This is a genomic window from Oryzifoliimicrobium ureilyticum (assembly GCF_037199735.1).
GTDB classification, from domain to species: domain Bacteria; phylum Pseudomonadota; class Alphaproteobacteria; order Rhizobiales; family Rhizobiaceae; genus Rhizobium; species Rhizobium ureilyticus.
On sequence record NZ_JBBBVQ010000017.1, the window covers coordinates 44,300 to 71,090 of the forward strand.

Annotated in this window: 23 protein-coding genes, 1 tRNA gene and 1 riboswitch; of the genes, 17 read left to right on the top strand and 7 right to left on the bottom strand. The window is 56.6% G+C overall.

Translation table 11 applies throughout. The features are described 5' to 3' along the window. Positions 1-5: 5 nt before the first annotated feature. The 4 genes from VQ830_RS20765 to VQ830_RS20780 form a co-directional block, all read right to left on the bottom strand. Positions 6-938 carry a sugar phosphate isomerase/epimerase family protein gene (locus tag VQ830_RS20765; protein ID WP_337270060.1) on the bottom strand — a complete coding sequence of 311 codons (933 nt, stop codon included), beginning with the start codon at positions 936-938 and terminating at the stop codon, positions 6-8. Between the two features lie 7 nt (positions 939-945). Beyond that, a complete protein-coding gene (locus VQ830_RS20770) occupies positions 946-2,454 on the bottom strand; it encodes a glycerol-3-phosphate dehydrogenase (RefSeq protein WP_337270061.1) in 1,509 nt (502 codons plus the stop codon). Between the two features lie 2 nt (positions 2,455-2,456). Beyond that, on the bottom strand, positions 2,457-4,076 hold the full coding sequence (locus VQ830_RS20775; protein ID WP_337270131.1) for an FGGY-family carbohydrate kinase: 1,620 nt from the start codon (positions 4,074-4,076) through the stop codon (positions 2,457-2,459). 117 nt (positions 4,077-4,193) lie between these two features. Next, positions 4,194-5,147: a sugar-binding transcriptional regulator gene (locus VQ830_RS20780; protein ID WP_337270132.1), complete on the bottom strand. Its 954-nt coding sequence runs from the start codon at positions 5,145-5,147 to the stop codon at positions 4,194-4,196. A gap of 593 nt (positions 5,148-5,740) precedes the next feature. Here VQ830_RS20780 and VQ830_RS20785 point away from each other — a divergent pair. The 17 genes from VQ830_RS20785 to VQ830_RS20865 all read left to right on the top strand — a co-directional run bounded on the left by VQ830_RS20785 (position 5,741) and on the right by VQ830_RS20865 (position 23,185). Further along, positions 5,741-6,397 (top strand): DUF2291 family protein, encoded by a 657-nt coding sequence (locus tag VQ830_RS20785; protein ID WP_337270062.1) that lies wholly within the window; start codon positions 5,741-5,743, stop codon positions 6,395-6,397. Beyond that, positions 6,394-7,935, top strand: coding sequence for a sugar ABC transporter ATP-binding protein (locus tag VQ830_RS20790; protein WP_337270063.1), 1,542 nt, complete (start codon positions 6,394-6,396; stop codon positions 7,933-7,935). Before VQ830_RS20785 ends, VQ830_RS20790 begins: the two co-directional genes overlap by 4 nt. A gap of 23 nt (positions 7,936-7,958) precedes the next feature. Then, positions 7,959-9,095 (top strand): ABC transporter permease, encoded by a 1,137-nt coding sequence (locus tag VQ830_RS20795; RefSeq protein ID WP_337270064.1) that lies wholly within the window; start codon positions 7,959-7,961, stop codon positions 9,093-9,095. Between the two features lie 36 nt (positions 9,096-9,131). Beyond that, a complete protein-coding gene (locus tag VQ830_RS20800) occupies positions 9,132-10,085 on the top strand; it encodes a D-ribose ABC transporter substrate-binding protein (protein WP_337270065.1) in 954 nt (317 codons plus the stop codon). Between the two features lie 199 nt (positions 10,086-10,284). Next, positions 10,285-11,106, top strand: coding sequence for a DeoR/GlpR family DNA-binding transcription regulator (locus VQ830_RS20805; protein ID WP_337270133.1), 822 nt, complete (start codon positions 10,285-10,287; stop codon positions 11,104-11,106). Between the two features lie 343 nt (positions 11,107-11,449). Beyond that, the gene (locus VQ830_RS20810) at positions 11,450-12,976 is read left to right on the top strand and encodes an FGGY-family carbohydrate kinase (protein WP_337270066.1); all 1,527 of its coding nucleotides are present in this window, start codon (positions 11,450-11,452) and stop codon (positions 12,974-12,976) included. A gap of 3 nt (positions 12,977-12,979) precedes the next feature. Continuing rightward, complete coding sequence (locus VQ830_RS20815) at positions 12,980-13,753, top strand: DeoR/GlpR family DNA-binding transcription regulator (RefSeq protein WP_337270067.1); 774 nt, start codon at positions 12,980-12,982, stop codon at positions 13,751-13,753. Beyond that, positions 13,750-15,468: a glycerol-3-phosphate dehydrogenase/oxidase gene (locus tag VQ830_RS20820; RefSeq protein ID WP_337270068.1), complete on the top strand. Its 1,719-nt coding sequence runs from the start codon at positions 13,750-13,752 to the stop codon at positions 15,466-15,468. Before VQ830_RS20815 ends, VQ830_RS20820 begins: the two co-directional genes overlap by 4 nt. Positions 15,469-15,522: 54 nt before the next feature. Then, positions 15,523-15,671: riboswitch (FMN riboswitch) on the top strand. A gap of 119 nt (positions 15,672-15,790) precedes the next feature. After that, positions 15,791-16,261 (top strand): 6,7-dimethyl-8-ribityllumazine synthase, encoded by a 471-nt coding sequence (locus VQ830_RS20825; protein WP_337270069.1) that lies wholly within the window; start codon positions 15,791-15,793, stop codon positions 16,259-16,261. A gap of 253 nt (positions 16,262-16,514) precedes the next feature. Continuing rightward, positions 16,515-17,060 carry an RNA polymerase sigma factor gene (locus tag VQ830_RS20830; RefSeq protein WP_337270070.1) on the top strand — a complete coding sequence of 182 codons (546 nt, stop codon included), beginning with the start codon at positions 16,515-16,517 and terminating at the stop codon, positions 17,058-17,060. After that, positions 17,057-17,491 (top strand): hypothetical protein, encoded by a 435-nt coding sequence (locus VQ830_RS20835; protein ID WP_337270071.1) that lies wholly within the window; start codon positions 17,057-17,059, stop codon positions 17,489-17,491. The genes VQ830_RS20830 and VQ830_RS20835 overlap by 4 nt, the downstream gene beginning before the upstream one ends. Further along, on the top strand, positions 17,488-17,937 hold the full coding sequence (locus tag VQ830_RS20840; protein WP_337270072.1) for a periplasmic heavy metal sensor: 450 nt from the start codon (positions 17,488-17,490) through the stop codon (positions 17,935-17,937). The genes VQ830_RS20835 and VQ830_RS20840 overlap by 4 nt, the downstream gene beginning before the upstream one ends. A gap of 75 nt (positions 17,938-18,012) precedes the next feature. Then, a complete protein-coding gene (locus VQ830_RS20845) occupies positions 18,013-19,611 on the top strand; it encodes a DUF1800 domain-containing protein (RefSeq protein WP_337270073.1) in 1,599 nt (532 codons plus the stop codon). Positions 19,612-19,613: 2 nt separating this feature from the next. Then, a complete protein-coding gene (locus VQ830_RS20850; RefSeq protein WP_337270074.1) occupies positions 19,614-20,837 on the top strand; it encodes a DUF1501 domain-containing protein in 1,224 nt (407 codons plus the stop codon). A 290-nt stretch (positions 20,838-21,127) separates the two neighbouring features. Further along, a tRNA-Val gene (locus VQ830_RS20855) sits at positions 21,128-21,203 on the top strand. A 799-nt stretch (positions 21,204-22,002) separates the two neighbouring features. Then, on the top strand, positions 22,003-22,290 hold the full coding sequence (locus VQ830_RS20860; RefSeq protein ID WP_337270075.1) for a hypothetical protein: 288 nt from the start codon (positions 22,003-22,005) through the stop codon (positions 22,288-22,290). A gap of 208 nt (positions 22,291-22,498) precedes the next feature. Further along, positions 22,499-23,185: a CDP-diacylglycerol diphosphatase gene (locus VQ830_RS20865; RefSeq protein WP_337270076.1), complete on the top strand. Its 687-nt coding sequence runs from the start codon at positions 22,499-22,501 to the stop codon at positions 23,183-23,185. Between the two features lie 117 nt (positions 23,186-23,302). Here the strand turns inward: VQ830_RS20865 and VQ830_RS20870 are convergent, their stop codons facing one another. From VQ830_RS20870 to VQ830_RS20880, 3 genes are all read right to left on the bottom strand, one after another. Then, complete coding sequence (locus VQ830_RS20870; RefSeq protein ID WP_337270077.1) at positions 23,303-24,403, bottom strand: bifunctional transcriptional activator/DNA repair enzyme AdaA; 1,101 nt, start codon at positions 24,401-24,403, stop codon at positions 23,303-23,305. A 197-nt stretch (positions 24,404-24,600) separates the two neighbouring features. Further along, complete coding sequence (locus VQ830_RS20875; RefSeq protein WP_337270078.1) at positions 24,601-25,323, bottom strand: response regulator; 723 nt, start codon at positions 25,321-25,323, stop codon at positions 24,601-24,603. Then, on the bottom strand, positions 25,320-26,567 hold the full coding sequence (locus tag VQ830_RS20880; RefSeq protein ID WP_337270079.1) for a GAF domain-containing sensor histidine kinase: 1,248 nt from the start codon (positions 26,565-26,567) through the stop codon (positions 25,320-25,322). The genes VQ830_RS20875 and VQ830_RS20880 overlap by 4 nt, the downstream gene beginning before the upstream one ends. Positions 26,568-26,791 lie beyond the last annotated feature (224 nt).

Genomic DNA, 26,791 nt, shown 5'->3' on the forward strand with positions numbered 1-26,791 from the left:
CCTTTTTAGATCGACAGATCCTTCACACCGCTGTCGATATGAGGCGCCCAGAAAGCAATCGATTCAGCGATCTGCTCGATCACTTGCCGGTCGTTTGGCTCACGCTCTTTGAACGACAATTCAAGGCAGATCTCATTGTCCGTTGCGCCCCCTTCTGCAAAGGCGGCAAGCAATTCGGCCGGTTGGATGCGGCCCTTCGCGTTGAACTCTGCGGTGAAAGGCCTATGACCGCCCTTATCCATCAAGCTTTGCTTGATATGGATAATCGGCGAGACTTCGGGTACAGCGCGCGCCCAGGCATAGGGGTCGTAGTCATCGGGATTGTTGCTCGTGACATCGCCATGGTCGATATCTGCCATCATCCACATGGGGATCGCCATATTGGCAGCCGTCAACCTGCTTTGTAACGACATGCAGGCGTCAATGGTCTCGCCAAACTCCCTGCCAATGCTCATCGGCTCCCAAAAGACATAGTCGAGGCCGGCCACTTTGGCATGTTCAGCGACCTCTGCCCAGCAGTCGATCGCAATCTTGATCAGTTCTTCCCGGCGTACGGGATCGTCGTAATCCTTGTACGTGAAGATTGCGAACTGCGTGCCGACGGACTTGCCGCCGAGATCCCCAGTTATGTCTGCAAAAGTCTTGAACCAATCGACGTAGTAACGACGGACATCGCGGTCGGGATGGCCGAAGTGATTGAGGCGGCCATAAGGACCCGTCATTCCGGATGTCACACGCACGCCGGTCCGCCGCAATGCAGAGTGCATCTGCCTTGTGAAGCGACGAACAACGGACGCAGGCCAGCTTGGATTGATGAACTCATGGGTCAGCTGCAAATCGCGGATTTTCAGATGCCGCGCCACGGTCTCGATGAGATCGTCAGGATCCGCGAAGCGATTGACGAGCGGATTGGTGTTGAGCGAAAGGGTAAGCGGCATGGGGGCCTCAGGCTGCTGTGCGCTGGACAGAAGCGAACCAGTCGATGAAACCGGCTTGCTCGCTCTCCGTCAGGTGGAGGTAATGCTTGGTCCGGCGATAAAGAATATCCTCCGCCGTTTGCGCCCATTCCTTACGAACAAGGTAATTGACCTCGGCTTCGTAGAACTGACCACCGAAATGGCGCCCCAGGCCTTCAAGGCTGCTCGCCGTGCCGAGAATGTCTCTTGTTCTCGCGCCATAGAGCCGGCCATAATGATGCACGAGCTTACGCGGCATCCATGGGTAGGTGTCACGCAGAGCATTCGCAAAGCTCTCGTAATCCGCATTGTCGATTTCACCGCCCGGCAAGGGTGTGCCGTGGGTCCAGTCGCCGCCCATGTTCGGGAAGATATGCTGGAGGCGATGCATACCACGCTCAGCCAGTTCGCGAAATGTCGTGATTTTACCGCCGAACACGTTGAGAAGAGGCGCACCGCCGCTTTCATCCAGGTCGAAGACATAGTCACGCGTCACTGCCGAAGGATTGCCCTTTCCGTCATCAAAGAGCGGTCGTACGCCTGAAAAACTATGCAGGACATCGTGGCGCCGAAGCTTCTCCTTGAAGTAGCGGTTTACAGCCTTCAAGAGATACTCGATTTCAGCTTCGTCCGCCTTGACGTCATCGGCTCTGCCTTCATACGCAATATCGGTGGTGCCGATCAGCGCCTTGTCGCCCTCATAGGGGTTGATGAAGATGACGCGCTTGTCGTGGTTCTGTACCAGATAGGCGTTCGACCCGGCCCAAAACTTCGGAACGATAATGTGACTGCCCTTTACCAGGCGCACATTGCGGGCCGAATTCGAACCTGCAACGCGGCCGATCACATCGCTGACCCATGGACCGGCGCAGTTCACCAGACAGCGGGCGCGGAAGCTCTTCGTTTCTCCCGTCTGTTTGTTTTTTGTCGTGACGCTCCAAGCGCCATCTTCACGGCGAGCCGTGACAGCAGGCGACCGCGTCAACACCAGGGCACCTTTTTCTGCAGCACTCACAGCATTCAGAACGACAAGGCGCGCATCGTCCACCCAGCAATCGGAATACTCAAAGCCCTTTTCGTACTGATCGAGAAGCGGGATTCCTTCCGGATCGCGCGTCAGATCGAGCGAGCGTGTTCCAGGCAGCTTCTTGCGTCCACCAAGATGATCGTAAAGAAACAAGCCAAGCCGCACGAGCCAGGCCGGTCGATCCTGAGGGCTGTGTGGCAGAACAAAACGCATAGGCCAGATGATGTGCGGAGCAGCATTAAGCAGAACCTCGCGCTCAATCAGAGCCTCACGCACCAAGCGGAATTCATAATATTCCAGATAGCGCAAACCGCCATGGACAAGCTTACCAGATCGAGACGAGGTACCTTCGGCAAGATCGTCCTTTTCGCATAGAACCACCTTCAAGCCACGTCCGGCAGCATCGCGAGCTATTCCCGCACCGTTAATGCCGCCGCCGATCACGAAAAGATCGACCATCTGACTATCCATCTTCATTCTCCTGTAGCACTAAGGGGCGCAGCGGCTATGTTGGCATTGACTTTGCTCGCCGGCCCGTTGATGCGCTTTTCTCTTATCTCAGCCATCGCCTCCCATACTGGCGACAGAAGGTGGCGCGCCTTTGCATAGGCTGGAAACATCCCGGCATAGAGGCCTGAAAGCTCAGGATCAGGCTGTTCCGCGGGTCCAAGCAGCGGCGTCACCCATTTCGCAATGCAGGCGTCCATATCGGCATAGGCGCCGATTGCGACGGCTGCCATCATCGCAGCTCCAGCGGCGCCGGCTTCCTCGCGCGCGGACACCCGAACGGGTGCGCCAACGCAAGCTGCCATGATGCGCCTTAGGCTGCGGGAGCGCGCAGCGCCGCCCGAAAGACGCAATTCGCTTGGCATGTCGCCCATCGCGGCATAGCAGTCTTGCGTGGCAAGCCCCAGACCTTCGACCACAGCCCGCATCATATCGGCAAACCGATGACCGCTGGACAAGCCGATGAAGCCTGCACGCGCATTGGCATTCACAAACGGACCACGTTCACCCGCCTCTGAAATATAGGGGTGATACAAAAGGGCACCGGGAGCGGATGCAGCAAGCCAAGGATCGATCCGGGCCACCAATTCCTGCGCGGCGACAGGGCTTCCGATTTCGCTAACGAGATCGGCCGCGAGCTTGAGCATCCAGTCGATGTTGAGCGCTGCCGCCATATTGGTCTGCATTTGGGTAACCAGCCCCGCAAGGGGCATGGCCATCACATAACCTGTTCCTTCGGCATTCAGCGTTACCTCCGTCACCGGCTTGGTTTTCAGATGCACGCCCGTTGATCCAATAACCGTGCAGGCCGCACCTGGATCGCCAGTATGGACGCCAGCGCCGAGCGCGGTCATGACCATATCGACATAGCCAAGGCTGACCGGCGTTCCGATCTTCAGGCCGGTTGCCGCCGCCGCGTCGGCACATAAAGGATAGGTAACCTGCGTCCCATCGATAATGTCTGGCAGCAGCCTGCGACGATGTGTGAGGCCAAGCGCGGAAAGAACAGTTTCGTCATATTGCCGCGTTCGAAAATTCCCGAAAGTCCAGCTTGCCTCTGAAGGATCCGTCGCTCTGACGCCGGTCAAATTGAGGAAAAGCCAGTCCTTGCAATGCAGCGCCGTTTCAGCGCTATCCAAAAGTTCCGGATAACGGCGGTCCATCTCCGCCATCTGTGCGCCCTGCTGGCACGTGTTCAAGCCAGTCCCCGTCGCTTCGAAGCGGGGCCGGGACAACGGTTCTGCATTCAGGCGGGCCACACTCGGAGCTGCGCGCGCGTCGAGCCATAGCCATGCCTCGCCCACCGGCCTGTTCTCGGCTCCGATCAACCAGGTGCCGTCGCCCTGCCCGGTCACGGCAACAGCTGCCGTCCTTTCGGCAAGACGATCTACCTTATTACCAAGATCACGCAGGGTCGCTGCGCAATCTTTCCAGGTCTGTTCCAGCGACTGCGTTGCAGATCCGTCGGATCCGGTCTTATAGCTGTTGGGGATGGCTGAGCTGGCGACCTGATTTCCGGAAAGATCGAACGCCACCGCTTTGACAACCGTGGTGCCTGCGTCGATGCCGATCAAAATATCAGCCATATCCTTACTCACTGGCTGACCTCCCAGACCGTAAACCATGCAACGTGCAAAGATCCCATCGAACTTTCGAACTGATAACAGACATGGCCATCATCCTCATCCGCTGTGAATGCATCATCACAACCAGCCCTCATCCTGACGAGTAAGACGTTCTGCGGTCCGCTCATCGGTAATGAGCCCGCTTAAGAAACCGCTGCGCAAGACAGAGCGGATCGCTGCAAGCTTATCGTCACCACCTGCGATCGCGATAATTCGGCCTGCCCGCAACACGGAAAGATCGGGCGAGAGCGTTCGCGCCGATAAGGAAGTTTCGATGGGCTTGCCGTCACGATCAAAGAAGTGCCCCAGCATCTCACCAACGCCGCCCGCCTCACGCACTTCGGAAATCTCCGATGCCTCGATCATCTGGGAGGCGACAAGCTGCGCGCTGAGTTCCGTCGTTCCGATGCCGACCAGCATTGTATCGGCCCGCGATGCCAGATCGAAAACTTCTCGCACCCCGCGTTGAGCGATCAGAATTTCTCGATCCTCCGCCGAATTCGCAAAAAAAGGAACCGGCATAACGAAAGCCGCGCCACCCGTTCTTTCGGTCAGGCGATGCATAACGTCGTGTGGATTCGCCCGGTAATTTCTGGTCACACCGCCAAGCAGAGACACAAACCGAACCTTGCTCGCATCGACCTTCGGCATAGAAGAAACGGCCGCCGACAGCGTCCGGCCATGGCCAATGCCAATCAGGGACGATTGTCCGCCCTCAATCTCGAGCTGCAAAAAGCGGCCGCCGGCAAGAGCAAGCGCCTTGATGGGCATCCCGTGCTCATGAAGCTCTGGCACGACCTGCGACCAGCCAAGCTTGTAAGTCGCTTCAAGCTGGCGCTCGAGAGCCATGCATCCTGCGATGTCACCCTCGATTGAGATCTTGATAGCACCGTTTTGATTAGCGCGCGCAATCAGGCGGTGCGCCTTGACATTAGTGACATTCAACCGCGCCGCAACTTCTCCTTGCGTCATGCCGGCGACATAGTGGAGCCAGGCCGCCCGGATGGACAGACTGTCATCTCCCTCTTTGATCTCCGGCAAGCGTGACATCGTTCCTCCCGAGTCCCACGCGCATGAAATAATTCATAGTGTCTGCATTTTTTTGCACGTTCTTATAACACATGTCAAATATTATCACACATCTTTATCACAGCGTGGGAAACGGTGAAAAATGTGGCAACTGCTTTCCTTTGCCCTGGAGCAACGATGGGTTTTAAATCACATCACTATATCTAGGGATCGAAAGCGTTCTAGGTGTACCCTAGCCTGCCACAACGTCATGAAGCCTCATTTGACTAACGTGATCGTGTCCAATCTACCTGATTGACAGCGTTATGAAGTTATCACATATTGAATGAGACTGATAACACAACATTATCATCAATCGATCGGGATGAGGGATCGAACGACAGCGGTCTGCTGCTAATTTTCAGCAGCTTATCTGGTCGAGAGAGGAGGCTTGACATGCTGCGATCAGCAACAACGTCTGAGACATCATCGAGCGCGACCGCCGTCTGCACTAAAGCTCAGGCCATATCCGATAGGTCAAAGCTCGCCGCGACCTGGTTCAGTCTTTCCATGCATCTGTTGGCATCAAAAGCCATTCCCACACAGGTTTCTTCATCATGAGTTCCACAGCTTCCGCGCCCTCTTTTCGCCCCGGAAAACTGCGCTTGCGCACCATCATTCTTGCCGGAGCGGGCATCGTTGTGATTGCGGCGATGGCCCTCGATACGAAGGTCGTCAAAATTGGCTCGGCCGATGATGTGCAAACTGCCGCATTCTCACCCGATGCCTACGGCGCGTCTGAATTTCCCAAGATTCAGTCCGCGGTCGAAGGCCGCGCGGTTCCTGCTCCGAAACTCGCTGAGGAACTTGCCAAAGATAAAAATGCCGCCACTAAGCAATATGGCATCGCCGGCGGTCTCGGTCCGGTCTTTTCCGTCAGCTTTACTGGTGTGGTCGGCTCGGGAACGTCAGGCATTTATGACGTGAAGGTGGATGGCGTGCCCGACGAGATCCGCATCCGCGTCCAAACCGGGCCAGCAATCAACGGTACGGAACTTCGCGACGCTACGGGAACGATCCAGTTCGGCGCATTCAAGAACCAGATCGAATATCAAAATGCCGGCGTCGCCATCAACAAGACTATGAAAGAAGCCGTTCTGTCGAAGGTCGATACGGCCAATCTCACCGGCAAGACAGTTTCCATTGTTGGCGCCTTCCGGTTGATCAACCCGAAGAACTGGCTTGTAACGCCGGTGAGGCTCGATGTGAAATGAGCCAGAACCCTTCTTCGTCCGCGGTAGGTGAAGTCGTCCTATCAGCCCGCAACGTCTCCAAGAGCTACGGAAACATTCATGCTCTCAAGGGCGTGAATTTCGACATTCGCCGCGGCAAGGTGACCACATTGTTCGGCGAGAACGGTGCTGGAAAATCCACACTAATGAAGATCCTGTCCGGCGTGATCTCTCCGACAGCCGGCGAGATTATTCTGGACGGACAGCCGATTACCTTTTCCTCCTCGACGCATGCGCGTGAGAACGGGATCTCGATCATTCACCAGGAACTGAGTTTGGCGCCCAACCTCTCGGTGCGCGACAATATCTTCATGGGACGCGAGATCCGCAACGCGACGGGTGTCGATTTCGCTGACGAAGCGCGTCAAGCAGCGGCACTGATGCACGAACTTGAAGAGGACATCGATCCTTTGACCAAGGTCGAAGATCTCAGACTTGGCCAACAACAGATCGTTGAAATTGCTCGCGCCCTATCTGTGAATTCACGTATCCTCATCATGGATGAGCCCACTTCGGCGCTGAGCGCTGCCGAAGTCGAAGTTTTGTTCAAGGTCATCCGAGACCTGCAAAGCCGTGGCGTTGCAATCGTTTATATCTCCCATCACCTGGAAGAAGCTCTGCAGATCACTGATTATGCCGTCGTTCTACGCGATGGGGCGATGACGGCGACTGCGGAAGCCAAAGATATCGACCTCGAATGGATCGTTCGTAACATGGTCGGCGAAAATTTCGATCTCGGCTCGCCGCCAACCGGCTACGACTTCGGCGAGGTCGCGCTTTCTCTCAAGAACGTCACGGTTCTCGATACGGCGGGCACGGCCCATGCCCTTGTCGATCGTCTGTCGCTCGATGTGCGCGCGGGAGAAATCGTTTGTATTTACGGTCTGATGGGCGCTGGGCGGACCGAACTTCTCGAGGCTGCGGCCGGCCGTGTCAAAATGGCTGGCGGACAGGTGATCCTCGAAGGCAACGACGTGTCGCACTTCAGCATTGCCGAGCGTATCGCAGCCGGTCTTGCCCTTGTGCCGGAGGATCGTCAGCGGGACGGCCTCGTTCAGACGATGTCGGTTGGCGAAAACCTGTCTCTGGCAAGCATCCGCTCGTTCCTGCGTCGCGGTATTTTATCGCGCAGCCGCGAAAGACAGATCGTCAGCACGTCGATCGACAAAGTACACATCAAAACGGCAGGCGGCGGCGCTGCAATCGGATCGCTATCGGGTGGCAACCAGCAGAAAGTTGTCATCGGAAAGATGCTGGCCACCAATCCTCGCGTTATCATGCTGGACGAGCCCAGCCGCGGGATCGATATCGGCGCAAAGGCGGAAGTCTTTCGCTTGTTGGCCGAGCGGGCACAGCAGGGCCTTGCCGTCATCTATTCAACCTCCGAAGTTACCGAATGCCTCAGCATCGCGCATCGCATCGTCGTGATGAGCCGCGGCAGAATCTCGGCACAATTCGGATCGGACGTCACCAAGGAGCAGATCATGGCCGCCTCGGGCGAAGCCGTGGTCCACGCATGATTATGAAGAACGGAGCCGCGACCATGACCAATGCTGGTCCTTCCCCAAAAACGACAAAACCCGGACCGGCAGGCGGCGGACTGGATATCGGTAGATTGCTTCTCGAAGGGCGCGCATTTCTCGCGCTGATCGTTATCATCGTCGTGTTCTCGTTCTTATCGCCAAACTACTTCTCGACGGCAAACTTCCTGACCATGGCGTCGCATGTCGCGATCTTTGGCATTCTGGCGATTGGCATGCTCCTCGTCATCTTGAATGGCGGTATCGATTTGTCCGTCGGCTCGACACTTGGGTTGGCCGGTGTCGTCGCCGGCTTCATGATGCAGGGCGTTACGCTTCACTGGTTCGGCGTCATTCTCTATCCGCCGGTTTGGGTGGTCGCGCTCCTGGCCTGCGCGCTCGGCGCGGTCATAGGCCTCATCAACGGCATCTTGATCGCCCGCTTCAATGTCCCTGCCTTCGTCGCCACGCTCGGTGTGATGTATATGGTGCGCGGCGTGGCGCTCCTGATGACCAACGGCCTGACCTACAACAACCTTGGCGGCCGTCCGGAGTTGGGCAACACCGGCTTTGACTGGCTTGGTTTCAACCGTATCGCCGGGGTTCCTTTCGGCGTGATCGTTCTGGCCTTGCTTGCCGTCGTTGTCAGCCTGATCCTGACCCGCTCCGCCTTCGGACGCTGGCTTTATGCTTCGGGAGGCAATGAGCGCGCCGCCGAGCTTTCTGGCGTTCCGGTCAAGGGTGTTCAGATCACCGTTTACGTTCTATCGGGTATCTGCTCGGCAATTGCAGGCCTGATCCTCTCCTCACAGCTCACTTCGGCGGGACCAACGGCTGGTACATCCTACGAACTGACGGCAATCGCTGCAGTTGTTATCGGAGGCGCAGCACTGACAGGCGGTCGAGGTACCGTTCGCGGCACGATGCTTGGCGCCTTCGTTATCGGCTTTCTGTCCGACGGTCTCGTGATCATCGGTATCTCATCTTACTGGCAGACGGTTTTCACCGGCGCGGTCATCGTGCTCGCGGTGTTGCTGAACGCCATCCAGTATCGCCGCCGTGTAAAGCAGCCAGCAGCTGCCGGTGGCCAAACAACTTCTGCGCAACCGGGAGGGGCAGCCCCAACGGCGAATTCCGTTCGCGAGAAGAAAGCCGGCTGAGCCGGGAGAAACGACTAAACCTTGGAGGAATTTGCAATGCTCAAGAAGACGAAAGTCTTGTTCGCCGCTCTTGCGGTCAGCGCGCCACTCATGATGGGCGCGACCAGCGCCTGGGCCGGCGGCCTGATCTCGATCATCGTCAACGATCCGGCCAACCCCTACTGGCTGACCGAAGGCAATGTGGCTGCCGCCGAAGCCAAGAAGCTTGGCTATGACGCCAATGTTTCGGCACACAAGGGCGACACAAATACAGAAAGCACGCTGATCGACACCGCCATCACCAATAAGTCGGTCGCCATCATTCTCGACCCGGCGAATGCCGACGGTTCGGTTGGCGCGGTCAAGAAGGCTGTTGCAGCAAACATTCCTGTGATCCTGGTCAATGCTGAAATCAACCAGGAAGGTTTGGCAAAGGCTCAGCTCGTTTCCAACAATGCGCAGGGTGCAGCACTTGGTGCGCAGCAGTGGGTTCAGGCCATCGGCGAAAAGGGCAACTACGTCGAGCTTCTCGGCGCGCCGTCCGATAACAACGCCGCAACGCGTTCCAACGGCTATGAATCGGTTCTCAGCCAGTATCCAGACCTGAAGAAAGTTGGCTCGCAGGTTGCGAACTGGAACCGGACCCAGGGCCACGACAAGATGCAGAGCATGCTGCAGGCAACGCCGGACATCCAGGGCGTCATCAGCGGCAACGACGAAATGGCTCTTGGCGCAATCGCCGCCCTGAAAGAAGCCGGCAAGCTGAAGAACGTCAAGGTCGGCGGTTTCGACGGTTCGCCTGATGCGGTGGCCGCCATCAAGGCCGGCGAACTTGAATACACGGTCCTTCAGCCAGTTGCCATTTTCTCGGCAAAGGCGGTCGAGCAGGCTGACAACTTCATCAAGAAGGGCTCAACGGGCGCTTCCTCTGAAAAGCAGCTCTTCGATTGCTTCATCATCACGAAGGACAATGTCGACAAGTACACGGCACCGTTCGTCCTGTCCGAGTAAGTGAGCAACGCGACGCCTGGCAACTTGCCAGGCGTCGTTTTACGCAAAGCTGGGTCTAGCATCGCCCTTAAGGCCTGCTATACGTTTTAGAGCTTATCAATATTCAAGACGCCTTCGTGCGAAAAAGGCAAGAATTCACGTGACGCCGCGCACCGATAGTCCTTCGTCCGCTGAGACAAGCGAGCCCGATCACAGCGAGTTGTTTCAAGACCAGATAGCGAGCGACAGTCGGCAGTTCAGGCAGCTTGCACGCCGCCAGTCCATCGCCGAAGCTGTCATGAACGAGGGATCGGTTCGGATCGAAGATCTCGCTGAACGCTTCGGCATAAGCCTGATGACGGCCCATCGCGATCTCGATGAACTTGTAATGCGCGGCATCTTGCGCAAAACGCGTGGCATTGCCTCCGCCGCCTCGACCAGCCTGATCGAATCAAGCGACGTTTACCGCTCCAACAAGCAGGCGCGAGAAAAAAACGCGCTGGCCATGGCGGCCATGCAGTATCTGGAGCCGGGACAGGCAATCTTTCTCGACGATTCGACCACCGTGCTACAGATGGCCCAGCATCTGCCCTCTTCCGCACCGCTGACTGTCATTACCAATTCCCTGACGCTCATGGGCGAGCTGCGCGGGGTTCGGGATTTGTCTCTGATTGGGTTGGGCGGACAGTATTTCAACTGGTGCAATGCTTTCATGGGTCGCATGACGACCCATGAAATTTCTCAATTGCGCGCCGATACCGTGTTTATGTCGATGTCGGCAATTACCGACGACATCGTGTTTCACCAGTCATTGGAGATGGTCGATACCAAACGCGCCATGCTGGATTCGGCGGCAAGGAAAATTCTTCTGGCAGACCACACTAAGTTCGGTCGCCGCGCGCTTTACGCGCTTGCTCCTCTGACCGCCTTCGATGTTGTGATCGTCGATGACAAAACACCACAGGCTGACATCGACCGTATGCGCGCTAAAAAGATCAACGTCGTCATCGCACCCACACATGGAAGCGTTCGCGGCGCTTAAAGACGCCACCGCCTAAACATCCATTCAGTTTGATCACGGCAGGCGTTCTTGCGGGGGTCATATGGAGCGACCTTTTCATAGGCGTCTACCGCAGATCTCTCTTACGTCCACCACGCCTCTTTCATGACCCTCTGGAAATCAAGCCTCCCTGACTGAGCACACTCAGGGTTAGACAACCCTCACCGATGTGCGTTGCTGCAACAGAATTTTATGATTTTCTTCTCAGTGTAACATTGCTTGAGGTGATAATAACATCTTTATATGAGATATATTATATGACATCACGTTAGACGCCTGCGCAGTGAAGGCAGCGCAGATGTCTATACCGGGAGGAGAAAGAGCTATGCCGAGCGTGCTTGGGATCGATAATGGGCTGACTGTTACAAAAGCCGTTTTGTTTGATCAGGACGGCCGGCAGCTTTCCGTCGCTCGGCGCCGGGTGCCTCAGTTGATGCCTCGCCCGAGACAGGTTGAACGAGACATGGCGGGGCTGTGGCAAGCAACCGCCGAAGCAATCCGAGAAGCAATCACGCTATCCGGCCGGCCGGCCAGTGATATTGTCGCTGTCGCAGCGACGGCTCATGGTGACGGCCTTTATCTTCTAGACAGGGAAAAAAGGCCGCTTGGGCCTGGTATTCTATCGCTTGACAGCCGCGCCGGCAACCTTGTGGATCGATGGCAGGCAGAGGGGATGTTTGGAGATCTTTGCAGGTTATCGGGCCAAACTCCACATGCATCTGCGCCCTCTGCGATCCTTGCCTGGATTAAGGAAAACGATCCAGAGCGTTTTGCCCGCATCGGTCATATCCTCGCCTGCAAGGACTGGCTGCGCTTTTGCCTAACCGGTGTCGTCGGCACAGACAGAACGGAGGCAAGCACCTCCTTTACCGATGTCCATACTCAAAATTATTCTGCTGAGATCCTTGCAGCATATGGACTGGAAAAGCTGATCGACGCCTTACCGGGGATTTTTCATTCTGCCGAGATCGCGGGAACGGTGACCGAAGAGGCGGCCTCCCTGACGGGGCTCGTTGCCGGGACGCCCGTTGCCGCTGGGCTACATGACGTTACGGCATCGGCACTCGGCATTGGAGGGCATGACCGCGACGTTGCAGCCATCGTCGCTGGAACCTACTCGATCAACGAAGTCGTCTCTTCTGTGCCGAAAACCGACGAGCGCTGGTTCTGCCGAAATGCGATAGAACCCGGACTGTGGAACAACATGTCGATTTCGCCGGCATCGGCTGCCAATTACGATTGGTTTCTGGATACGCTCTGCCAGGCGGATCAGAAGCTCGCAGCGGACGCAGGCCAATCCATTCATGGCATCCTAGCGGCGGATATCGATGCAGCACTCGAACGACGCTCGACAATCCTATTTCACCCCTATCTCTTCGGTTCGCCGCACAGCAACCAGTCAAGCGCCAGCTTTATCGGCCTGCATGGCTGGCACGACCGGGCCGATATGCTCAAAGCGGTGCTCGAGGGCATTGTCTTCAATCATCGTCACCATGTGGAAGCACTTCGCGATGGTTTCAGCATTCGTGAGGTCCGGCTGACCGGCGGTGCCTCGCGCAATCCCGCCTTCGCGCAGCTTTTTGCCGATGCATTGAATGCTCCGGTTTCTGTCACCGGCGTTGATGAAGCCGCTGCTTTCGGCGCAGCGCTCTGCGCTGGAAGCGCCGTCGGTCTTTTCCGGCTCGATCAGGCACGACAATTGGCAGACCAAACACCACCCCGCGTTTTCAAGCCGGATTCTCAGCGCGTTGCCGTTCTCGACGACCGTTTCGCGACGTTCAATCGCATTGTCGATGCTCTCAAGCCGGCATGGCCGCACATCGAGCAGCTTGGCCACCAAGACGAGGCCTGAGAGATGGCAAAGGCAGAAGACCGCCGTGAAGAGATTGCTGCCTACGTGATGCAGCTTGGACAGGTAAGGATCGACGATCTCGCCGAGCATTTCGGCGTTTCCCGAATGACAATCCATCGCCACATCGACCAACTTGCTCGCCAGGGCATGCTGCGTAAGCTCCATGGCTCGGTGAGCGTCCAACCGTCAGGCATTTACGAAAGCGCGTTCCGCTATCGTGTAACGCTCGCCAAGGCCCAAAAGGATGCATTGGCTCGCGCGGCGATGGACTATGTTGAGGCAGGACAAGTTGTGATGCTGGACGATTCCAGCACAGCCAATGCCTGCGCCTCTCTCCTTGCCGAAGTAAGCCCGCTCACCGTCGTCACCAACAATCTCGATACGGCCCAAAGACTTGCTGTCTGCGATGAGATCGACCTCATCTGCCTTGGCGGCCATTACCATGCAACCTATCACGCCTGCATCGGTCTACTTTGCGAACGTGCCATTGCTCAATTGAGGGCAAATCTCTTGATCTGCTCGGCGTCGGCTATCCGGGGAACAACCTGTTTCATCCAGGATCAACAGATTGTTCGGGTCAAGCAAGCGATGATAGCCTCTTCAACCAAGAGAATCTTGCTTATGGACCATACAAAGTTCGAGAGAACGGCCCTCAACGTGTTTACGGATCTCACGGCGTTTGATGCGGTCCTGGTCACAGACGGCATCGCGGCACCTCATCGTCGTCAGCTTGAAGAAGCGGGCGTTTCCTTGAAAATCGTAAAGGCAGCATCATGAACGTCTCAGAAGAGAAGATCAGTCAGCCAACCGACGTGAAGGAGTATGACGTCGTCATCCTCGGCGGCGGCATCAATGGTGCCGGCCTTTTCCGCGATCTCTGCGAACAAGGTGTGAACTGCCTGATTACCGACAAGGGTGACTTTGGGTCTGGTACGAGCGCCGCACCCTCAAGGCTTATCCATGGCGGCTTGAAATATCTTGAGACAGGGGAGTTTGGCCTTGTTGCGCAGTCGACGCTCGAGCGTAATCTTCTGTTGAAAAACGCTCCACATCTGGTTCGGCCGCTACCGACGCTCATCCCGATTTTCTCCTGGACGAAAGGGGTAGGTGCAGCGCTTCGAACCTTGTTCGGTTCGAAGACAGCGCCGCGAAGCAGAGGCGCCTTGCTGATCAAGATAGGACTTGCCCTCTACGATTATTACGGGTCACGCGACCGCGTTATGCCACGCCACAAGCTTGTTGGCCGGCGACGGGCGCTGATGGAGACGCCCGGCCTTACGCCCGCTATTGTTGCCGGCGGTACTTATTATGACGCCGCAGTCAGTCATCCTGAGCGTCTGGTTTACGAGCTGATTGCCGATGGGATCAAGGCAAACCCGGCGGCGGCGGCGGCAAACTATACGGATATAGTGACGGCCAAGGACGGCGTCTTGACCTTCCATGATCCGCATGGACAGACTTTGACGGTCAGGCCGAAGCTCGTTGTCAACGCCGCAGGCCCCTGGATCGACCACGTCAATAAGAAGCTCGGTGCGCCTTCGAAAATGATCGGTGGTACGAAGGGCTCTCATATTCTCATCAAGCATGACGAGCTTCTGAAAAGCCTCGCTGGTCGGATGATCTATTTCGAAGCCGACGACGGCCGTATATGCCTCGTTTATGAGTATCTGGGGCTGGCCATGATCGGCTCAACGGACATACCGGCGGATGATCCGGATTCCGTTCATTGCACCGATGCGGAAATAGACTACCTGCTCGACAGCGTACGCATGCTGATGCCTGGTCTGCGCTTTGGGCGTGAGCAAATTGTCTATGCCTATAGCGGCATCCGACCTTTGCCCGCCTCGAACGCTGCAATCCCCGGCCTTATCAGTCGCGACCACTCTGCGCCTGTGCTCGAGCCCGAAGCAGATCGTTCCTTCCCGATCATCTCTCTCGTTGGCGGCAAATGGACGACGTTTCGGGGATTTTCTGAAGAGGTGGCTGATACCGTGCTCAAGCGCCTGCAACGCAGCCGGCGGATCAGCACGCGGAGCCTGCCGATCGGTGGCGGAAGAAATTTCCCAAAGACCGAACAGGAACGGCGTCACTGGCTATCGCGTATCGCAGGTTCGGCGGGCAAGACGATCAGTGATATCGAGCCACTGCTCGTGCGATATGGCACAACAGCGGAAACAATTGCACATCATCATCCGCTGACCAACGAGGCCGGTCTGTTGCCTGATTCAGGTTACAGCTTGACGGAAGTCGATTTCATTTTGCGCAACGAGCAGGTGGTCCATCTTTCGGATCTTGTTATGCGCCGTACCACCTTGGCCATTACCGGCTTACTGACCCGGCGTGATCTCGAACAGATAGCTAACCTTGCTGCGACAGTGCTTCACTGGAGTGACGAAACGAAGCGCGCCGAACTGGAACGGGTGGTGGATGAACTCACCACGCGCAACCTGATGCAGCTGGAGCCAGTGCAGAAGGCTTACGCGGCAGGATAAGTCGCGCCCGTATTATCTACGGCTTGCCATCCAGGCAAAACTGTACTTATCTGACGGCGTTCTCAGGGCGGGGTGAAACTCCCCACCGGCGGTATCGGGAGAAATCCCGGAGCCCGCGAGCGCCTCAGGTGAAAGCCAGAGGGTCAGCAGATCCGGTGAGATGCCGGAGCCGACGGTTAAAGTCCGGATGAAAGAGAGCAAGACAAAAACGCCCTCGGCTGGGGGCGTTCGGCGCTTGTTCGCCCAAGGGAATTTTCGCGCCTGCTGAAAAGGCAGGCATGAGAAGCCGGACATCCGGCGTAACCCTTGAAAGGCAAAGACTATGACTATCGCCACCAAACCTACCGCAAACCGCATAGCGGTCATTCGTGCGCGTTGGCACTCCGACATTGTCGACCAATGCACGTCGTCCTTTGTGACAGAATGGACAGCACTTGGCGGTTCTGAGGCCGATATCGATCTCATCGACGTGCCAGGCGCACTTGAAATCCCACTTCATGCACAGCTATTGGCAAAAAGCGGCCGCTACAGCGCCATCTTGGGATGCGCCTTCGTCGTCGATGGCGGCATTTATCGCCACGATTTCGTCGCCGGTACGGTGCTCGAGGGGATCATGCGGGTTCAGCTCGATACAAGCATCCCGATCCTTTCCGCCGTTTTGACGCCGCATCATTTTCAAGAGACGGATGCCCATATCAACTTTTTCCGCGATCACTTCGTGATCAAGGGAAAAGAAGCGGCAAATGCCTGCAAATCCATCCTTGCCGCCCGCGCGGCTGTTGCCGCGCATTAGATCCTCTTTCATCAGCGACCGCCGCATAGCGGCGGTCGTTTTCGTCGTTGATTTTTTTCCTTGGGCCGCGACGGATATCTCTCGTCCATCCGTATAAGATGCAAAATGACGACGCACGCCTGCCTTTAGGTTTGTTCTGCTGAAGGAGAAAAGCTTTCGCTGATTTGCAACCGCTGTTTATCCGGAATGGGAAAAGCCTGCCGGCGGCAACGTTCACGGTGGGCTGAAAGGCATTGTTGTTGCGGCCGCTGACATGAGCAATGACCCTGACGAAACACTTGTAAGAGGCGTTGCAGCTGGCGACCCAACGGCCATGCGAATGATGGTCGAGCAAAAGTTGCCGCGCTTTTTGGCGCTCGCCACGCGCATGCTGGGCGATAAAGCCGAAGCCGAAGACGTTGCGCAAGAAACATTCCTGCGAATTTGGCGGCATGCCGGAAGCTGGCGACAGCGTGGTGCACGTTTCGATACTTGGGCTCACCGCGTGGCGCTCAATCTCTGTTACGACCGACTTCGCAAAAGGCGAGAGCAGCTCATGGCAGAGCCGCCCGATATTGTTGATGAGGGACCGTTACCGGGTGCGGCCTTGCTCGATGATACGATTACGGAGGCGATGGTGAAAACTGCTCTACAATCGATCGCTCCGCGCCAACGGGAAGCCATCGTACTTGTTTACTACCAGGAAATGTCCAACAAAGAGGCCGCTGAGGTGATGCAAGTAAGCGTCGACGCCCTTGAAAGTCTTCTATCGCGCGGTCGGCGTGCTCTTCAATCGATCCTAAGGGAACTGCAATCGTGAGAGCTGAGAGCGAGCAGATGAACGAGGAATTCTTCAGGCGAATGGCGGCGACGTACGGCGGCGACCTTCAACGCTGGCCGGAGGACATCCGCCGCAAGGCGCAAGACCACTTTGAGACCCATCACCAAGATCGTAGTCTTGGCGACGCGGAGCGACTCGACAAAGCACTCGATCTTTATGAGGTGCCCCGACCTTCAGCGGCGCTGATCGGATCTATTCTTTCAGCCGGGACTCGGCTGGAAAAGCGCCGCCTTCGTCTGCGGCGTCTTTTAATCAGCGCAGGCTTGGTGGGCGTTGGCCTTGCCGGAGGTCTGACAGGGGCGATTGCAGTCACGACAATCGCTCCGGCACCTCAGCTCTACGGGAGCGACACGATCACTGCTTTCGGCAAGGTGCCCACCGAAAGTGAGCTCATGCAGGAGGCCCAATGAACGATCAGAATTATAAGAGGCTGATGCTGGGTCTATTGGCGTCAAACACATTCCTCATCTGCGCGATGATCGGCGCTGGCCTCGTTTACCTTAAAACTGAACCGGCACCCGCCGTCCAGCGTCTGCCTCTTGCTGGTGAGCAACTGCCGGGCAAAGAACGCGGTGACTTTCAAAAAGCGCTTTCGGATGCGCGCCGCGATGTTAGGTCGACGGCACAGGACGCGCGGCAGTCAAGGCTCGAGGCTGCCGCTTTGATGGGTGAACCCAACCTCGACAAGCAAGCGCTCGCCGATGCGCTGAAAAAAGCGAGAGACGCAGAATATGCAGTGAGAGCGGCGACGGAGGCAAAAGCGGTCGATTATGTTGCTGGCCTGTCGGTCGACGAGCGGCGGCGCCTTGCAGAAGGCCTAATCGAGCGCGAGGTTCCAAAGCCTGCCACGAAATGATCACAATCGGTAAGCGACGGAATTCTCCGCCGCCACCGTTGAACAGCCGATTGCGAAACGGAGTTCGTATCGGCAATGGCAAACAGCAAAGACATCGATGCAGCACTGGCGCTCTGGCGATTTGGCCTCGGCGCAAAGCAAGATAGCCTCGCGGCTATCAAAGACGATCCACGCGACTACCTGCGGGAAGAGATTGCTGAAAAGGCAGTTCCAGTTCCCGCCGGCCCTTCCCTTCATTCGACTCCAAGCCTGCTGATCGCGTTGCGAGAATATCAGCAGGAGGTGAAAGCAGAGCGGGAGCGGCCCGCACCCACTCAGGTGTCGGCAACTGCAGGCGCTGTCATGGGAGCGGACAAGACGATGATGGCAGCGCCGGGCAATGCTGGACAACCAGCGGCAACAGCCGGCACTCAAGCTACCCCGGGACAAGACGCCCAACATCCACAACCGCCCAAGGACAACCAGCCCACCAACCAAATGGGAATGCAGCCCATGCAAACGGGCCAAATGCAGGGCGGTTCCAACGATAAAAAGCAGGACACCCCGGCCTCAAAACGCCGCTATTTCCCCCAGGAAATTCTCCTGGCGGAAGCCAATGCCCGTTTTAACGGCACGATCCATCAGCCGATGATCGGCTTTGGGGAGCGGCTTGCGATGTTCTGGGCGAACCATTTCTCCATTGCTATCAGCAAGGGAGGCGATGTTCATATCCTGGCCGGTGCTTTCGAAAGAGAGGCCATTCGCCCTCATGTCTTCGGCCGTTTCGAGGATATGCTCGATGCGGTGGAGACCCATCCTGCAATGCTTGTCTTCCTCGACAACCAGCAGTCGATCGGACCGAATTCGCAAGCCAACAAAAACGGCAAACGCGGCCTGAACGAAAACCTGGCCCGCGAAATCATGGAGTTACATACACTCGGTGTGAATGGCGGATATAGTCAAGCCGACGTGACGTCGCTGGCGCGGATCATTACCGGATGGACCGTTTATCGGAACGAGAAGCAGCCGGATGGCTGGGGCACGTTCTCCTTCAATAGCTATGCGCACGAGCCGGGCGATCAGACTGTAATGGGCATCACCTATGGACAGGGCGGCTTTGAGCAAGGAAGACAAGCTCTTGCCGATCTAGCGCGCCATCCTGCAACAGCCCGTCATCTATCTTTCAAGCTGGCGCGGCATTTCGTTGCAGATAACCCGCCGCAATCACTGGTCGATGCCATGACGGCGGCCTATACCAAGACCAAGGGCGATCTTTCCGCCGTCTATAAAGCAATGCTTGCCTCAGACGATGCGTGGAATCCGCAACTGACAAAGATGCGCATGCCGCTCGACTATGTCAGCGCGATCATCCGCAGCACCTCGATCATGCCCAAGCCCGAGCAGGTGGTCTCCGTGCTCAACGCTCTCGGTCAACCTTTGTGGAACCCTGCGGGCCCCAATGGCTTTTCCGATGGAACAGACGCCTGGGCATCGTCCGAAGGGTTGGCAACCCGGATAGACGCCGCCAATCTTTTTGCCCATCAAGTACAGGGCAATGTGGATCCGCGGAGCTTCATCAGCGATCGGTTTGGCCCACTTTTGTCCAATGAGACGCTGACGGCAGTCTCGCGCGCCGAAACCAAGCAGCAAGGGCTCTCCATCGCATTCCTTTCCCCCGAATTCCAGAGGCGTTGATCATGTTGTGCGAAAACCTTACCCCCACTCGTCGTGCCGTACTCGGCGCTTCCGGCGCACTTTTCGCCTGGGCTTTCATGCCGAGCTTCGTTAAGGCGGCTGGTGCGCGAGACCCGCGCTTTATCACCATCATTCTTCGCGGTGCGCTTGACGGTCTGACAGCGGTGCCGCCGGTTGGCGATCCAGATTATGCCGGCTTGCGGCAGTCGATCGCCATGCGGATGGACGGCGACAATCCGGCATTGCCGCTCGACGGTTTCTTTGCCCTTCACCCGTCCATGCCGAATTTTCAAAGACTCTTCCAAGCAAAGCAGGCAGCTGTCATTCACGCAAGCTGCACGCCGTACCGTGACCGCTCGCATTTCGACGGCCAGGATGTGCTCGAATCCGGCTTTGCCGCACCCGGTCACGTCGACAGCGGCTGGCTGAACCGATTGATTGAAAAGCTGCCGGCCGGCGACAAGATAGCGCCCGGTTCGGCCGAGCGCACGCGCGGTCTTGCCGTCGGTGCCAACGCGCCGCTGGTTATCCGCGGCCAAGCGCCGGTGCTCGGCTGGTCGCCCTCGGTGCTGCGTCAAGCAGATCCCGATCTCGCGCCGCGCCTTGCCGATCTTTACGGACAAACCGATCCAATGCTCGCCCACCTGCTGCAGGAGGGTATTGAAACCGGGAAAATCGCCTCGGGCCTTGACGTGAAGGCAAAAGGCGGTCCGGGCGACCCCTCCGGCATGGAGCAGATGGCGCGAGGGGCCGCTCGTCTTTTGGCACAGGAGGACGGTCCGCGTGTGGCCGCCCTTGCTTTCGAAGGTTGGGACACGCATGCGCAGGAAGTCGAACGTCTGTCCAAATTGCTAGGCGGTCTCGACAATGCCTTCGCGGCCTTCCAACAGGAATTGGGCCCAGCGTGGAAGGATACCGTGGTTCTCGTCGCAACAGAGTTCGGCCGCACCGCCCGAATCAATGGGACAGAAGGAACGGATCATGGGACGGGAACGACAGCTTTTCTGGCTGGCGGCGCTGTGCGCGGCGGACGCGTGATCACCGACTGGCCTGGCTTGAAAGAGAATCAGCTCCAAGACAAACGCGACCTGGCTGCAACGACAGATCTGCGCTCTGTCATCAAAGGCATCGCTGTCGATCTTCTTGGAGCGGATGCCGGACCACTGGCCGGAGCGGTCTTCCCAGGATCAGAAAAAGTGGCACCAATGAAGGGGCTGATCGTCTAGTTTTAGACGAGCGATGCTTTTGCAAGGACCTGTCTTCCTCTAGAAGACAGGTCTGGGTCCTTGTTCACAAGGTTGCCCACGCACGCCCACGACCTGAAAGAACCCTGCACCCCTGACCTTAAGTTCTCTCTTGAAAGCGGCAGCCGATGATTGCTCTGCCCGACATGCCGGCCAAACAACAGCCGGCACATTTTCAAAGGTCAAAAATTTTGTTCTTTTTTAAAAACACCACTTGCGATCCGAAACGGATATAGTTAGACAGCAGCCATCGAAGCGGACGGCACGTCCGAGGGCGATTAGCTCAGTTGGTAGAGCGCCTCGTTTACACCGAGGATGTCGGGAGTTCGAGTCTCTCATCGCCCACCATTCGTTTTCTGAATTTTTATTCCTTTTGCGATGAAGCTGGATATTGGTTTGAAATAAGCCTGATATCGCCTGTTTCTGCTGGTCGGTGCGAATGCCCTGCGTCTACAACCCGGCGTGGAAGGGACGCGATGTTCCTGGATCTGGTTTTCGACGCTCTGTTATAACAGCACTCAACTTTGCCAAGCCATCAGGACATGCTGTCCCGTCAGGCTTTCCATCTCCAGCCGTATTTCCACTCTTCCAAAAAACGATTTTATATTCTCGTACAAAATGAGTCAGCCGATTGGAAGATGCGGTAACAAGGCGGCCTGCATTTACCAGACCGGAATTTTTCTCGCGTCGGACACCACCGGTAACTGCTTTTTGCTCGTGAATTCACCAGTCAACGCTCACGTCCGTTTTATACTTCTAGTGGGACATGTTTAATCTTTGAAATTACGCCTCGGCGCTGCGTTTTGTTGTTTCCGCGCATCGGCATTTACCAAATCCACTAAAGATCGTAAGTAAATCTCGACTTAGAAAGAATTTCACAGGTATTAAATAAGCGTTAACATCCCCTTATAAGGAATAATTTATGAAGATAAGATTTTTAGCCGTCGCGGTTGTTACGGCGTTGTCCACGCCAGCGCTTGCCGCCCCTACCCCTCCTAGTCAGAGCACAGTCTATAATACCTCACTGAAAACGTTCTTCACTAGCCTCGGATCGAACTGGGCCTCTTTGCTCGGTGTAGGGACGTATTCGGGACATTGGACCGATACAGGCACCCCGGTCTCGTTTCCTGAAACAGGGTTGAGTTCGGTGTCGAGTACTGTCTATGACTGGACGCTCCACGTGACGGCTTCGCCGACCAGCAAGGCTGCTAATGGCGTGGAAACATTTAAGGGTTATACCGCCCTTTACTTTATGTCATCCCAGATTGTTAAGCTGCCAAACGGGACTTCTGGCTCCGGATACGAGGTGCACGCTACAGCAAATGTTACCGCTGTCCCTGGTCCTGAAGCCGGCGCTGGAATCGGAGCTCTTACACTCGGCGGTATGGCGCTTTATCTGAAGCGTCGTCGGAAGGATGATGTTGCAATTGCTTGATGCACAGCAACAGAGTTGATGTTTTAGAGGCGCTTCCGGGCGCCTCTTTTTTGTCTAGAAGCATGTAAAGAGTAAACTCGTCTTAGCCGTCTTCTTCATTCAAAAGACGGCGGGCTTTCTTAGGTCGGATCAGGTTGACAGAGCGCGGGCGTTGATGATGCGGGTTCTTTATCTTTCATGTGCCCTTTTCCTCGTCGCTGGCGGCTCCATGTCCTTTAGCAGCCGCTCGGCACTTGCTGTTGTCTTGAAAAGCTGCGAGATCAGTTACCGGATCACAGGCGCGGCATTTCCATGCCTCAAAATGGTCGAAGCGCCCTCGCCGCTGGATTCCTATGCCATCCTCCGAGAGCCCTCGAGCGAGGGACGAACGATCTTTACGCCGCTTGCTTCCGTCAGAGGGGTCGAGGACCCAAGGCTCTTGAAGTCGGATGCTCCCAACTACTTCGCGATGGCCTGGGGCGAAATCTCAGCTGTCCTGCCTGCGAACAGGGACCGCTGGGACGATGCTGCTCTTGCAATCAATGCGGCCGTTTATCGAACCCAAGATCATCTTCATATCCATCTCGGCTGCATCAACCCTGATGTTAGGCATGCGCTCTCGCCGAGGTCGATTGGGACGGGCGCGTTCGCAAGAATGACAGTCAAGCTTGAGCGACAAACCTTCTGGGCACGCTTCGTGCCCGGGGATGATCTCGAAAGAATCAACCCGTTCAAGATGGTCGCAGAAGGTGTGCCTGGCGCTCGCGCCAATATGGGCGGTGCGACAATCGCCGTTATCGGCGGCCGATCGGCTGATGGCGGTAAAGGATTTTATCTCCTGGCAACCGTCATGTCCAACCCGCCGAAATCGCTCGCCGCCGCTGAAACACTCCTTGACCCGACATGCGGCTCATGAACTGCTCTGGCTTCGGCTCCTCGATTTGGCGCTGCTCTGGTCGCAGCGCAAAACGTTTCTACTGGGAACAACTAGAGTTCTGACCGAGGATGACCATCGCGTCACTATGAAGCCACATCAGCGGCTTGATTGAGCGACAAGTCCAGTCTCTGATCCGCCTTCATCGGAGAATCTATACTGTCGCTCGATCTCAAGGAGACGCTGCTTTCGCCATAACCCTCCGCCATAACCGGTCAAGGAACCATCCGCTCCAATGACGCGATGGCACGGCACCATCAACGCGATCTGGTTGGCGCCATTGGCGCGTGCAACGGCGCGAACGGCCGACACGTTGCCGATCCGCCTCGCAATCTCACCGTAACTTCGAGTCGTGCCTGGCTTAATTGATCTCAATTCCAACCAAACTGCTTGGGCGAACGAACTCCCCTCCTGAAAGAGCGGCGTTTCAAACCGTGACAAGCGACCTGAGAAAAATGATCCCAATTCCGCTTTTGCGTGTTCGATCACTTTGTTTTCGCCGACACCGATGCCGCCTTTGGCTGAGGTTCTAAGCTTGCGCAGCTCAGCCGGAAGCGCTTTGCGATCAACAAATTCCAGAAGATGAAGGTGCGTCTCGCTCGCCACTGCGATCATGTCGCCGAGAGGTGTTGCGACCCAATTTGCCTTCAGGAGACTATCGTTCTTGAGGTCCGCCGGCGCGCAACCGAGAATACGGGAAAAGGCTGCCCGAAACGCACTCGGCGATTCAAAGCCAGCTTCATATTGCGCGGCAATCACCTGTCCGCCAGCCGACAGCGTCTCGAACCCCTCGCGCAGCCGCCTTTGCCGCGCCATCTCCAAAAACGTCATCCCAAAATGGCGCTTGAAGCTGCGTCGCACGGTGGAGAGATCCAAGCCCAGCGCCTCGATATCCTGCTCTGACCATCGGTAGTCTGGCCGGGCGTCCAGTGCCTTCAGCAAAAGATCGATGGTGGGATCGGCAGATGCTGCCGCCTGCAGTGGATGGCAACGCTTGCAAGGGCGAAAGCCCGCCTCAATGCATGCTCCGATTGTCGCGTGAAAGGTGCAATTGTCTCGCAGTGGCTTGCGGGCAGGACAGGTCAATCGGCAAAAGATGCCGGTTGAGGCAACACAGACATAAGCTTGTCCGTCAAAGCGTGCATCTCTGTCGAGCAGCGCGCGGTAAAGTGTGTCGTGGTTTGGAAGATCGAAAAGCATGCTGTTTCACTAACAATTCCGCTCCGGCTTGTCCGTCGAAAATCGGGCGTCTATTTCACAGTAGATAACGTGCAGTTTGCTATGAGCGACACCAATTTCCAGTGATCGGCGCCATCGGCAAGGCGCTAATAGGTATCACTCACACGCTATAAACTGATCGCCTCACACGTAACCGAACGTTCAGGACCAAACCAAGCTCAATGGGAGGCAAGCCAGTCCGCAAGCTCGGCTTCGGCGCGCTCGAGAGCGCTGTAGTTTAACAGCTTGCGCAGCATGGCCACCGTCACGGCACGCGCCCTCAAATTAAAGCGTCCATCTTCGTTGTCTTCACCAGCACTTTGATAAACATCGAGCTTTTCATAAAGCTGCTGCAGACGGTTCTGCACGCTTCGCAGCGATAGACGCCTTCGCCGGGCAATGGCGCGATCGGTCAATCCAAGTGCGATATCGATGAGGATCTCATATTCGGAGTCGGTGAAACCCTTGGTTTGGCCGAGGCTTTTTTGCTGCATGCCGCGGACTTCCCGGTCAATCACGCACTGCGCCTCGATAAAGATGCTGCGCAGCGCAAGTCGCAGGCGCTCTTCGGATGCGGATTTTAGCACATAGCCATAGGCTGCCCCATCCGGCACGATCCTAGAGACCCCACGAACATAGGCTTCATCCGAGTAGTTGGACCAGAAAAGAATACGCGTATCCGGTCTTTCCTTCCAGATGGTGCGAGCAGCTTCGATGCCGTTGCGGCTTGCCATTTGCAGGTCCATCACGACATGCGCCGATTTATGATCGCGCGCTAGCTTTTCTCCTTCTTCACCATTCTTTGCTTCGATTACGACGTCGCATTCCGGCAACGATGCCGAAACGGTTTCGCGCAGAAAGGAGCGATGGAGAGGGTCGTCTTCGACGATCAGGACTTTCATGTCTCTTGGCCGATTGTGATATGGGGTTGTGGATGCAAATCACGCGGCAGATGGATGCTAATCCGCGTTCCGCGTCTCGTCGTTTCGGCAATCGAAAATCGAGCCGAGATCAGCCTTGCGCGTGTCTTCATGTTGTTGATACCCCCGCCATGTCGTCGACGCGCTTTATCGATGCCTATGCCGTCATCAACAACCTCTATGAGAACCCCGTCTGGGGCGTCTGACAGACTTACCGTGATCGTCTCGGCCTGCGCATGACGGACCGCGTTGTTGATGGCTTCCTGCGTAATGCGAAACAACGCGACTGAAACGGAAGGCTCCAATTGATCGATCACGCCATGCGTTTTGTCGATAATCGTCCCGTCAATAGTCGCGCCGCTGTCTCGGATCGAGCGTCCAAGATGGTTTTCAACGGCTTCTGCAAATCCGAATAGCTGCAAGACGGAGGGCTTTGCCTCTTCGATGATCTGGCGAAGATCCTGCATGCAATGCTGCAGACTGCGGGCAAGCGGCTCCAGCGCTTCACCGCTCAATTCCGGCTCATGCGTCAGGCGCTCCAAGCGACGGGATAGGCGAGTCAAATCGGCAAGGGTCTGGTCGTGCAAATCCATGCCGATCCGCTGGCGTTCTGCCTCCAGCGCCTCCGTCAGTTTCAGCGCTCCAAGACGAAGCCCTTCTTCACGCGCCCGCACCTCAGCTTCAACAATTGCCGATTGCTGAGCTTGTTCGGCCGTGCGGAGCGCAAAGAAGTATGGCGCCAGCAAATCGGCGATCGCCTGACCATTCGCAACATCGTCCAAACTATAAAGCCCGACCTGATGCGAGGAGCAGCTTAGGGCGCCGATGATCTCGCCCTGTACCTTCAGCGGCACATGGATCCGGCTGTGAAGCCCCTGTTCGAAAATCGGCCGAAAGAAAGCGCCTTCGAAATCAAATCGCGGATCGGCGCAAGCGTCATCGGTCAGAAGGTAAGAGGTCTCACCCCATAACAGCGAGCGAATGGGACTATTGGAAACGAGCGCCGGAGGGTCATTTCCCCAGGCAGTTTCAATACCCGTTTCATAGGCGGTATGGTATTTGCCGCCATGCATGATGATGCAGACGTCGAGATGGTCGTGAGGAATAATGTGCGCGATCTCGGCCGCCACGGCGCGGATTGCGGAGCGGAACTCCAGCTGTCCTGCCAGCAGGCGCGAAATGCCGAGATAATGGTCGAGCAGCGCCGACGGCGCCATCTTGAGCACGTGATCCTCCTCCCGCCGGATTTGCCTCTTTGCCGGGCTCTGCCTTCCCTTCACAGTTAGCGCCGACATGGACCGCCGCGTCTTGCGTGATCCCGCATCTTTTACAGGGGTTAGTGCAACGTCGCTGCTGTTTTCTTACTATACAAATGATCCCGTCTGGAACATCCTGAAAAAGCTGAGAGGAGGATCTCAGCATTGAGAACATAGACCCGCCCAAGAGGGAT

Excerpts from the sequence above, each read along its gene's own strand:
- VQ830_RS20825 (WP_337270069.1), top strand. The coding sequence starts at position 15,791 with ATGACTATCGCCACCAAACCTACCGCAAACCGCATAGCGGTCATTCGT.
- VQ830_RS20765 (WP_337270060.1), bottom strand. The coding sequence starts at position 938 with ATGCCGCTTACCCTTTCGCTCAACACCAATCCGCTCGTCAATCGCTTC.
- VQ830_RS20790 (WP_337270063.1), top strand. The coding sequence starts at position 6,394 with ATGAGCCAGAACCCTTCTTCGTCCGCGGTAGGTGAAGTCGTCCTATCA.
- VQ830_RS20870 (WP_337270077.1), bottom strand. The coding sequence starts at position 24,403 with ATGCTTTTCGATCTTCCAAACCACGACACACTTTACCGCGCGCTGCTC.
- VQ830_RS20840 (WP_337270072.1), top strand. The coding sequence starts at position 17,488 with ATGAACGATCAGAATTATAAGAGGCTGATGCTGGGTCTATTGGCGTCA.
- VQ830_RS20775 (WP_337270131.1), bottom strand. The coding sequence starts at position 4,076 with ATGGCTGATATTTTGATCGGCATCGACGCAGGCACCACGGTTGTCAAA.
- VQ830_RS20795 (WP_337270064.1), top strand. The coding sequence starts at position 7,959 with ATGACCAATGCTGGTCCTTCCCCAAAAACGACAAAACCCGGACCGGCA.
- VQ830_RS20815 (WP_337270067.1), top strand. The coding sequence starts at position 12,980 with ATGGCAAAGGCAGAAGACCGCCGTGAAGAGATTGCTGCCTACGTGATG.
- VQ830_RS20810 (WP_337270066.1), top strand. The coding sequence starts at position 11,450 with ATGCCGAGCGTGCTTGGGATCGATAATGGGCTGACTGTTACAAAAGCC.
- VQ830_RS20785 (WP_337270062.1), top strand. The coding sequence starts at position 5,741 with ATGAGTTCCACAGCTTCCGCGCCCTCTTTTCGCCCCGGAAAACTGCGC.
- VQ830_RS20770 (WP_337270061.1), bottom strand. The coding sequence starts at position 2,454 with ATGGATAGTCAGATGGTCGATCTTTTCGTGATCGGCGGCGGCATTAAC.
- VQ830_RS20850 (WP_337270074.1), top strand. The coding sequence starts at position 19,614 with ATGTTGTGCGAAAACCTTACCCCCACTCGTCGTGCCGTACTCGGCGCT.
- VQ830_RS20865 (WP_337270076.1), top strand. The coding sequence starts at position 22,499 with ATGTCCTTTAGCAGCCGCTCGGCACTTGCTGTTGTCTTGAAAAGCTGC.
- VQ830_RS20800 (WP_337270065.1), top strand. The coding sequence starts at position 9,132 with ATGCTCAAGAAGACGAAAGTCTTGTTCGCCGCTCTTGCGGTCAGCGCG.
- VQ830_RS20830 (WP_337270070.1), top strand. The coding sequence starts at position 16,515 with ATGAGCAATGACCCTGACGAAACACTTGTAAGAGGCGTTGCAGCTGGC.
- VQ830_RS20875 (WP_337270078.1), bottom strand. The coding sequence starts at position 25,323 with ATGAAAGTCCTGATCGTCGAAGACGACCCTCTCCATCGCTCCTTTCTG.
- VQ830_RS20820 (WP_337270068.1), top strand. The coding sequence starts at position 13,750 with ATGAACGTCTCAGAAGAGAAGATCAGTCAGCCAACCGACGTGAAGGAG.
- VQ830_RS20845 (WP_337270073.1), top strand. The coding sequence starts at position 18,013 with ATGGCAAACAGCAAAGACATCGATGCAGCACTGGCGCTCTGGCGATTT.